This window comes from Planococcus sp. TJ-307 (genome assembly GCF_058268435.1).
The window spans coordinates 46,658-53,622 of record NZ_JBZDOJ010000009.1 but is presented as its reverse complement, the minus strand read 5'-3'; the positions used below and the strand labels follow the sequence as shown (position 1 = coordinate 53,622).

General features: G+C 36.6%; 13 protein-coding genes. 8 read left to right on the top strand and 5 right to left on the bottom strand.

Annotated elements, in window-relative coordinates; all coding sequences use genetic code 11:
- Nucleotides 1–295 precede the first annotated feature (295 nt).
- Nucleotides 296–778 (top strand): HIT family protein, encoded by a 483-nt coding sequence (locus AC4EHK_RS18535; RefSeq protein ID WP_490980214.1) that lies wholly within the window; start codon nucleotides 296–298, stop codon nucleotides 776–778.
- 191 nt (nucleotides 779–969) lie between these two features.
- On the opposite strand, the gene AC4EHK_RS18530 is transcribed toward AC4EHK_RS18535, so the two are convergent.
- Entirely contained in the window at nucleotides 970–1,251 is a 282-nt protein-coding gene (locus tag AC4EHK_RS18530; protein WP_490980213.1) for a colicin immunity domain-containing protein, read from the bottom strand.
- A 146-nt stretch (nucleotides 1,252–1,397) separates the two neighbouring features.
- Complete coding sequence (locus AC4EHK_RS18525) at nucleotides 1,398–1,661, bottom strand: hypothetical protein (protein WP_490980212.1); 264 nt, start codon at nucleotides 1,659–1,661, stop codon at nucleotides 1,398–1,400.
- 476 nt (nucleotides 1,662–2,137) lie between these two features.
- Between AC4EHK_RS18525 and AC4EHK_RS18520 the strand changes: the two genes are divergently transcribed.
- The 6 genes from AC4EHK_RS18520 to AC4EHK_RS18495 all read left to right on the top strand — a co-directional run bounded on the left by AC4EHK_RS18520 (nucleotide 2,138) and on the right by AC4EHK_RS18495 (nucleotide 4,969).
- Entirely contained in the window at nucleotides 2,138–2,347 is a 210-nt protein-coding gene (locus AC4EHK_RS18520) for a hypothetical protein (protein WP_490980211.1), read from the top strand.
- 13 nt (nucleotides 2,348–2,360) lie between these two features.
- Nucleotides 2,361–2,906 carry a membrane lipoprotein lipid attachment site-containing protein gene (locus AC4EHK_RS18515; RefSeq protein WP_490980210.1) on the top strand — a complete coding sequence of 182 codons (546 nt, stop codon included), beginning with the start codon at nucleotides 2,361–2,363 and terminating at the stop codon, nucleotides 2,904–2,906.
- A 290-nt stretch (nucleotides 2,907–3,196) separates the two neighbouring features.
- Nucleotides 3,197–3,433: a hypothetical protein gene (locus tag AC4EHK_RS18510; protein ID WP_490980209.1), complete on the top strand. Its 237-nt coding sequence runs from the start codon at nucleotides 3,197–3,199 to the stop codon at nucleotides 3,431–3,433.
- A gap of 43 nt (nucleotides 3,434–3,476) precedes the next feature.
- On the top strand, nucleotides 3,477–3,629 hold the full coding sequence (locus AC4EHK_RS18505; RefSeq protein ID WP_490980208.1) for a hypothetical protein: 153 nt from the start codon (nucleotides 3,477–3,479) through the stop codon (nucleotides 3,627–3,629).
- A 138-nt stretch (nucleotides 3,630–3,767) separates the two neighbouring features.
- Entirely contained in the window at nucleotides 3,768–4,211 is a 444-nt protein-coding gene (locus AC4EHK_RS18500; protein ID WP_490980207.1) for a DUF4275 family protein, read from the top strand.
- Between the two features lie 272 nt (nucleotides 4,212–4,483).
- Entirely contained in the window at nucleotides 4,484–4,969 is a 486-nt protein-coding gene (locus AC4EHK_RS18495) for a hypothetical protein (RefSeq protein ID WP_490980206.1), read from the top strand.
- Between the two features lie 186 nt (nucleotides 4,970–5,155).
- Here AC4EHK_RS18495 and AC4EHK_RS18490 read toward each other — a convergent pair whose 3' ends face one another.
- Nucleotides 5,156–5,374, bottom strand: a complete 219-nt coding sequence (locus AC4EHK_RS18490; RefSeq protein ID WP_490980205.1) for a hypothetical protein — start codon at nucleotides 5,372–5,374, stop codon at nucleotides 5,156–5,158.
- Between the two features lie 248 nt (nucleotides 5,375–5,622).
- Here AC4EHK_RS18490 and AC4EHK_RS18485 point away from each other — a divergent pair, with 248 nt between their 5' ends.
- Nucleotides 5,623–6,168: a hypothetical protein gene (locus tag AC4EHK_RS18485; RefSeq protein WP_490980204.1), complete on the top strand. Its 546-nt coding sequence runs from the start codon at nucleotides 5,623–5,625 to the stop codon at nucleotides 6,166–6,168.
- A gap of 124 nt (nucleotides 6,169–6,292) precedes the next feature.
- Here AC4EHK_RS18485 and AC4EHK_RS18480 read toward each other — a convergent pair whose 3' ends face one another.
- On the bottom strand, nucleotides 6,293–6,568 hold the full coding sequence (locus AC4EHK_RS18480) for a type II toxin-antitoxin system RelE/ParE family toxin (protein ID WP_490980203.1): 276 nt from the start codon (nucleotides 6,566–6,568) through the stop codon (nucleotides 6,293–6,295).
- Between the two features lie 13 nt (nucleotides 6,569–6,581).
- Nucleotides 6,582–6,899: an AbrB/MazE/SpoVT family DNA-binding domain-containing protein gene (locus AC4EHK_RS18475; RefSeq protein ID WP_490980202.1), complete on the bottom strand. Its 318-nt coding sequence runs from the start codon at nucleotides 6,897–6,899 to the stop codon at nucleotides 6,582–6,584.
- Nucleotides 6,900–6,965 lie beyond the last annotated feature (66 nt).

Here is a 6,965-nt window from a genome sequence, read left to right as displayed (position 1 = left end):
TCGAAATTCCTTCAATTTATTATTCACTTCATCACTTCCTCATTTGATAAATTCAGTATATATGTAAAGGTTGCTTAACGTCAAGCATACTTTACACAAATGGTTTACATATGAGGGATTATCGGTAGGGAAGCGACTTCATAGAGAGTCTCTTCCTTTTTTCGTTCATAGAAGTGTACTTTTACGAACGGTCACTTTGAATAATTTTATAAATATTAAACCTCGAAAAGTAAAAGAGGAATTAATGGTAAAATAAGTATGAATATTCTAATATTATATATAATGGAGGGTTAACATGGTTCAATACAGACATATGCCCCACGATTATACTTGTCCGTTTTGCTTACTAGTAAAAGGGATTGAAGATGAGCAAGATAAAAAGGTCCAATCTAAGCAGCACGACATCGTCTACAAAGATGATTATGCAACGGCTTTGATTGCGACCTTATGGTGGCCCAATAATAAAGCACATGTAATCATTGTTCCAAACAAGCATTTTGAAAACATTTTTGATCTACCCATAGAATATGCAACTCGAATTCATCAGTTGGCAAAGAAGATATCTCACGCTTTAAAGGAGTGCTATAAATGTGAAGGAATATCGACCCGTCAACATAATGAACCTGGGGGAAGTCAGGATGTCTGGCATTATCATCTGCATGTTTACCCACGTTATTTTGAAGATGATCTTTATCGAACTGATGGAAAATTGAGCTCGCCTGAGGATAGAAAAATCTATGCAAACCAGTTAAGAAGTTGGTTTGAGAAAAATGAATAAAGTGGCATTCGCTGAAAAGCATCTCTTTATTCAATTCCTTGTAAATCCAAAGCTCTTTGAAGCCTATTAAGGACAATCTATACTAAAATAAATGTCAGTTCTCTAGTTAACTAGTTTACATATCCCGAATTATCGGCAGCTATATAAAAAAGAAGATGCTCATAACAAGCACCTTCTTTTTTGTTGATAGCCTATTGATCGGCCACCAATTGATTTAATTTCTTTAAGGCTTCCGTAACTTCTTTTCGAAGTTGTTGCTCGGAAATTTCAAAGGTCGTTTCTTGTCCCGGAAGGCATTCATGCCAGTAGCAATCTGCAGCTTCAAAGACTGCATTTAAAATCTCAAATTGAGCTTCCGTCATTCGGTCATCCCACTCAGTAAACTTTTTCATATACACTGTTTGAAATTCATCGGCCGATAGTTCACCCGTAAGAAATTTCACTATGAGGTCTTTATATTTGTCTTCCAACATTTTTCTCCCTTCCGATAACTTGTGATATGTAAACTATTTCAAATTATTTTTACCATGTAATTCAAAAAGTTCTCCTGATTCATACAATTCGAGAGTTGTTTCTGCGTGAAAGCTAGTTAAGATATTGTCCATACTTGCTATTTTTTTTACGTCTCAATAGGATCATTTGTACGATACCTTAATACAATTGCATAAACACTGCTGGCATATAAAACGTGTGGGTCATCATTCAAAAGCAATTCATCAAAGACTTCTTTTGCTAGTTTCGGATCTTTCTTTAATTGATCCCGGATAGTAAGATGTACTCCATGAGACCTATTCCTCTTTTTATAATCGCCGGAGAGTTGAGTTTTTTTCATAATCAGAGCTTGTTTAATAAACTCTCTTACCAAAAGATTTCCTTTACTCATTCAACTCCTCCTAAATTAGTACGACTTCGTATTTATAATTGATGGGTAACTTTTTGAATTTATAAAATTATAACATTCTCGAACAAAGTATACGTTTTTACTTCTCTTTTAGCTTTAAAGGAGAAGCGTGATTGGCTTGGTGAAGTCCTAAAAGACCCTGTGCAGAACAACCAACGCGTTTACATAGAGGAACAAGTGAAACGCATTCAATAGATTGCTGAGACCATTCAAGCCCAGCGAGCAAAAAGGATTAAGCGCACCCATCTGGAAGAAGTAGAAGTACGGCTGCTTGAACGGTTCGGGGGAGAGGTAAAGCCTATGAATACCGATCTTCAAGTTTCTCCGCAATCTATCCAACAAGTCGTTGAGCTGTTGATGGGCAAAACCAGAAAATCTATAACCTGCAACAATTGATGGAACAGCAGCCGAAAAATCAATTGCCGAATCCCGCAGACTACACGGAAGTTCTTACAGACATGAAAAACGAACTAAAAAAGAGTCAGGAACATGAAGAACAACTTTTGACTATCGTCCAGCAGTTACAGAGCGATCTGGACGAATTGAAAAAAGCCCCAGCAAAATCCAAGTGGAAATTTTGGGACAAATCTCTCCTTCAAATTACTGTATTTAAAATCACATACCTAATTGCTGTAACTGACCCTTATAAAAAACGTTTATTCAAATAGAGGAGGAGTTTGAATGAAAAAAATCGTATGTTTAATAGGGCTTCTTACCATATTGGCAGGGTGTAGCCCAGAGACGAATGTTGAGAAAGCAGGAATGCAGAACAATGAACAAACAATAAAAAACATAGCAAAGGAAATTGCTACTGAAAAGACGGTTCCCGCTGATTTTCATGAAACAGGATTTCACCGAGAGGAACCTCCCGGCTATATCTATCTAGTTAAAGAGGCGACTGATCAAAAGCAATACGAGGAACTATGGACATATTTCCGTCTTCAGGAGGAAGCGCCGGAAGTCGATCTGGACGTAAAAAGTGTGATGTTCTTTAGTCTTCAGGAATCGGGTACTTGTCCGTTTGAATTAAAGGGAGAAGATATACAACTAAATCCGACTACAAAAACGTTGGAATTTGAAGTTTCTCTTGCCAACAGTGAAGAAGAGGCATGTACTACAGATGCGACACCTAGAACATTTGTCTTTGAAGTAACCAAAGAAGTAGCTCCTTTCAAACATGCGTCGATTTATGAGCTGGGAACGGAAACGACTGTACCCATCAAATAAGGGAATTGAATCAACAATATGCCTGTAGTATTAAATCATAGGCGTAGTAAACGCGTTCCCTATTTAAAAATTGTAAAGCCAATCTGTTATTTAGAATGGCCATTGCAGTCTCGTATGACTCAGCTAACTAAACTAAATTAGCTAAGAGTCTATTTGAAGTTGAATGTAACTTAATGTGAATTAAGCTATATTCGGAGTACTTGATCTATCTTAATTCTAGTAACATTGAAAAAGAAAAGTAATGAAAATCTAAGCTATATAACTGGTTAGCGCCAAGTAGTGTGATTTTGATGATTATTGAAATTGAAGGATACTTGATCCAGGTTTTGTTAACGGGGAAAAAGCGTACGAAACAGCAATTAAAACAGATGTATCTTCAGGCAGATAAATTAACTTATGAATACTTCGACTTTCCTGACGTATTTTGTCGGCTTCATAACTTTGAGAAAATTCCCTATTCGGCGGATATTGAAGTTGATTTTGTCATAGATACTGATACTGGCAGGATTTACACGCCGAGTTATTAAGTTTAAGTAACAGTTATAAAAATGAATTGAGGAGATGAGCTTAATGAATTACAACGCTTTTCTATTTGCCGGGGTCGCAGGTATATTGACTTTAATTCTTATAGTTTCAAATACGCCTCTTAGTGCCCTTATCATCACTAATATTTTATTAGCTTTGATTGCTGGCCAATTGACCAGTAAAAATTACAAGAAATAATAAACATTGATTTTCCCCAATTACTTTTTACTTTCTTTAACTCTATCGTCAACGAATGTAACTTAAGTACAGTTAAGTTACATTCAGTTGGAACAATAGTAAGTGGCGATACGGATCATTTAGAAGGGGGTTAACAAATTGGATGAATTTTTACATGGGCAAACAAATCGATTACAGGACATGAATATTAGCTTTACAATAGTGCCAAACAAAGAGAATGAGTTAGAACAACAATGGGAAGAAGCTTTCACCAAGGATATCAGCCAATCCCAAAAGAGGAAGATGGCTTTTAAGAAATGCATGTGGAATGTCTTCAGTTGGGAGAAAATCGCGTGTTTAAAAGAGCAACAGGCGATAAAAGCATTTGATTTGCAGAGAAAAGCAGGATGTTATCTTATTTGCACATCTAGTGAAGAAGCAATATTTATCTCAAAGGCCACTCGATTCAAAGCGAAAGATATCATTCATATAGGCAGTGATCTCTATATCGTCGATGAACATTTCACCTGGACTTATGTTCTGACTCACGAAGAAGACTGTGGTCCTTATTTTTATAACCCTCAAGATTCTACCGTTCTTTAGTTAAGTTAGAGAAAAGGAATGAGGTAATTGAACATTCCGGAAGATAGAAAGTTGTAAGGGTATTTTTCCATATCTGAATGTAACTTAATGGTAATTATGTTACATTCAAAACCATAATTATATTGACTTATTAGAAAAACAGTAAAGTAAAATTACATGAAAAGCGATTTGACCATTTTGTTTTCTACTAATTCGAAAGGGGCGGCTACAGTCACTTTTCCCTGTTTCTTGTCTATCTTTTCACTATAAAACGTAGAAGGGAGCAAATACTAATGAAATTAGGTCCTTTTAAAAATAGAATCTTTATTTCTTTGTTGATTTTTGGTTTGAGTGGATGTGACTCTGGAGCTGCTGAAGTAGAAGGGCCAAAAAATAATGAATCCGTTAATCAAAAAGAAAACTTTCGTCTCGAAATTTTTAATGCTGAAAATGACGCTGAGAACATTAATGCTTCAATTACTTACACCGGAGAAAAAAAAGAAATCGATGTGTACCATGGTGGAAGTCACGTCATCTACTTCAAATATTATAAAGACGGTGAAATATTGACCACGGGGACAAGAATCGATATGAGAAGCAAGGCTACTCTTATACGAAACGAACCATTAGTAATAGATTTCGATGAGAGTGAATTAGCAGAATTTAAACCTGGTGAATTTGAAATAGAAGCGGTAGCGGACTTTGGTGTGGGGGCAGATATAACAAATGAAGTTGAGTACGACATGTCTGTTTCAACTACTTTGTCCCTTCTCGATTAAAAATAATCTGAATGTAACTTTTTGTGAATTAAGTTACATTCAAAGGTACATTAAACCTCAATTTTCTTTATCTAAAAATAGTTCTTTTGCATAATAAGTCCTTGGTTCAGTATCGAAGTACAAATCTTCTAAGTTTCCACTTACCTTGTCTTGTACGCGCAAGCTATCACGATTTAATGGATTTTCTTAAGGGTTTTGAATGCTGGTCTCATCGCTCACCATAAGCCATATTTCGTTCTCATTTTCTTCTAGCCCATGTGATAATTCCAAAAGTATTTTATCTGGATAAATTTCCGTTATGGTTCCACTCACATCATAAGTTGCTTCCAGTTTTTCAGTATTTTCTTCTTGTTCTCGACATCCACTTAATAATAAAACGAATATAAAAAACCCAACTTTTTTCATACTATTATTTCTCCTTTTCTCTGTACACATCATGAGTTACCTTATTCTTTATTGTAGACGAAAAAAGACTTCATAGTTACATTAATTGGAAATCGAGTAATTCTATATTATAAAACTAATGTAACTTAATACTAATTAAGTTACATTCACCTTTCACTTTCAAAAGCAATGCACTAAGAAATCCGTACTTATCTGCTGTGACTGCCCTAATGAAAAAACGTCTATTCAAACAGAGGAGGAGTAAAGAGATGAAAAAAATCGCCTATTTTATAGGAATCCTTGCCCTAATCGCCGGGTGTAGCGCAGAGTCGGTGGCCGGGAAAGCAGAAATGGATGACAATGAGCAAACAACAGAAAACATAGCTCAGGTCATTGCAACAGAAAAAAGATTCCCCGCTGATTTTCACAAAATAGGTTTTCACCGAGAAGAGTCTCCTAGCGATACCTATTTGATGACTCAGGCAACTGAACAAGAGCAATATGAGGAACTATGGACATATTTCCGTCTTCAGGAGGCAGCACCGGAAGTTGATCTGGACGTAAAAAGTGTGATGTTCTTTAGTCTTGAGGAATCGGGTAGCTGCCCGTATGAATTAAAGGAAGAAAATCTACAAGTAAATTTGACTACTAAAAAATTGGAAGTTAAAATTTCTCTTACCAACAGTGAAAAAGAGGAATGTACATTAGATGCAACGCCAAGAACATTTGTCATAGAAGTAACCAAAGAAGCAGGTCCTTTCGAAGATGCCGTAATTTCCAAACAAGAGACTGAAACCACTATACCGATCAAATAAGGAAATTTACGCAATACACTAGCCGAATAATTGAGTTTTTTCAAATGTGAATGTAACTTATTACCAATTATGTTGCGTTCAAAAGCCCTCCATTGCTGGAGGGCTTTCTTCATGAGTTATTCTTTTAAGGGTTTCTTAGTAAATCATCGTGGTGCCCACAATTTCGCAAAATCAGCGTTTGTTCTGCTGTCTGGCTATATTCCCACGAAATCCGGATATCCATATTGGCACTTGCTTCAAAAATGGCTTTCATCCCTTCAATGCGCTTGGTTCTCAGGGAAGGTTGAAAGGGAGGTGCAGCTGCCAAGAGCTTAATGGCCTCACTGACGGCTTTTTGTTCGTTTTTGTGAAATTTTTTATAGGATTTCTTGAATTTATTCGTAATCTCTAATTCAAACAAGCAACGATTACCTTCATTCCTCTTCGTCCAACCAGGCTAGCGCATCTTCTACGGCCAATGGTCCACTGGTTTTCCCCTTGTCGATCTCCTGTTGGGCTTCTTTTTCGTCTTGCTGCCACGTTTCGGTCCAGTACCAGGCTTGGTCTTTAGCGATTTCGATCATGGGAATCAAAACGATTCGTCCGTCTACCACGGTCACTTTCAAATTGGTATTCGCGGTTAACTCCAACTGTTCCAATATTTCGTTAGGAATCGTTACCTGGCCTTTGTTCCGCAAACGGACATGCTTGGTCACCCCGTTATCCTGTGAACGTTCCTGAAGTTTTGGCATCCGATAAACCACCTTTCATTTTGTATCATTTAACTAAATCCAACTTTCTTACTTTCTTAAATATAT

Excerpts from the sequence above, each read along its gene's own strand:
- AC4EHK_RS18535 (WP_490980214.1), top strand. The coding sequence starts at position 296 with ATGGTTCAATACAGACATATGCCCCACGATTATACTTGTCCGTTTTGC.
- AC4EHK_RS18530 (WP_490980213.1), bottom strand. The coding sequence starts at position 1,251 with ATGTTGGAAGACAAATATAAAGACCTCATAGTGAAATTTCTTACGGGT.
- AC4EHK_RS18525 (WP_490980212.1), bottom strand. The coding sequence starts at position 1,661 with ATGAGTAAAGGAAATCTTTTGGTAAGAGAGTTTATTAAACAAGCTCTG.
- AC4EHK_RS18520 (WP_490980211.1), top strand. The coding sequence starts at position 2,138 with ATGAAAAACGAACTAAAAAAGAGTCAGGAACATGAAGAACAACTTTTG.
- AC4EHK_RS18515 (WP_490980210.1), top strand. The coding sequence starts at position 2,361 with ATGAAAAAAATCGTATGTTTAATAGGGCTTCTTACCATATTGGCAGGG.
- AC4EHK_RS18510 (WP_490980209.1), top strand. The coding sequence starts at position 3,197 with ATGATTATTGAAATTGAAGGATACTTGATCCAGGTTTTGTTAACGGGG.
- AC4EHK_RS18505 (WP_490980208.1), top strand. The coding sequence starts at position 3,477 with ATGAATTACAACGCTTTTCTATTTGCCGGGGTCGCAGGTATATTGACT.
- AC4EHK_RS18495 (WP_490980206.1), top strand. The coding sequence starts at position 4,484 with ATGAAATTAGGTCCTTTTAAAAATAGAATCTTTATTTCTTTGTTGATT.
- AC4EHK_RS18490 (WP_490980205.1), bottom strand. The coding sequence starts at position 5,374 with ATGAAAAAAGTTGGGTTTTTTATATTCGTTTTATTATTAAGTGGATGT.
- AC4EHK_RS18485 (WP_490980204.1), top strand. The coding sequence starts at position 5,623 with ATGAAAAAAATCGCCTATTTTATAGGAATCCTTGCCCTAATCGCCGGG.
- AC4EHK_RS18475 (WP_490980202.1), bottom strand. The coding sequence starts at position 6,899 with ATGCCAAAACTTCAGGAACGTTCACAGGATAACGGGGTGACCAAGCAT.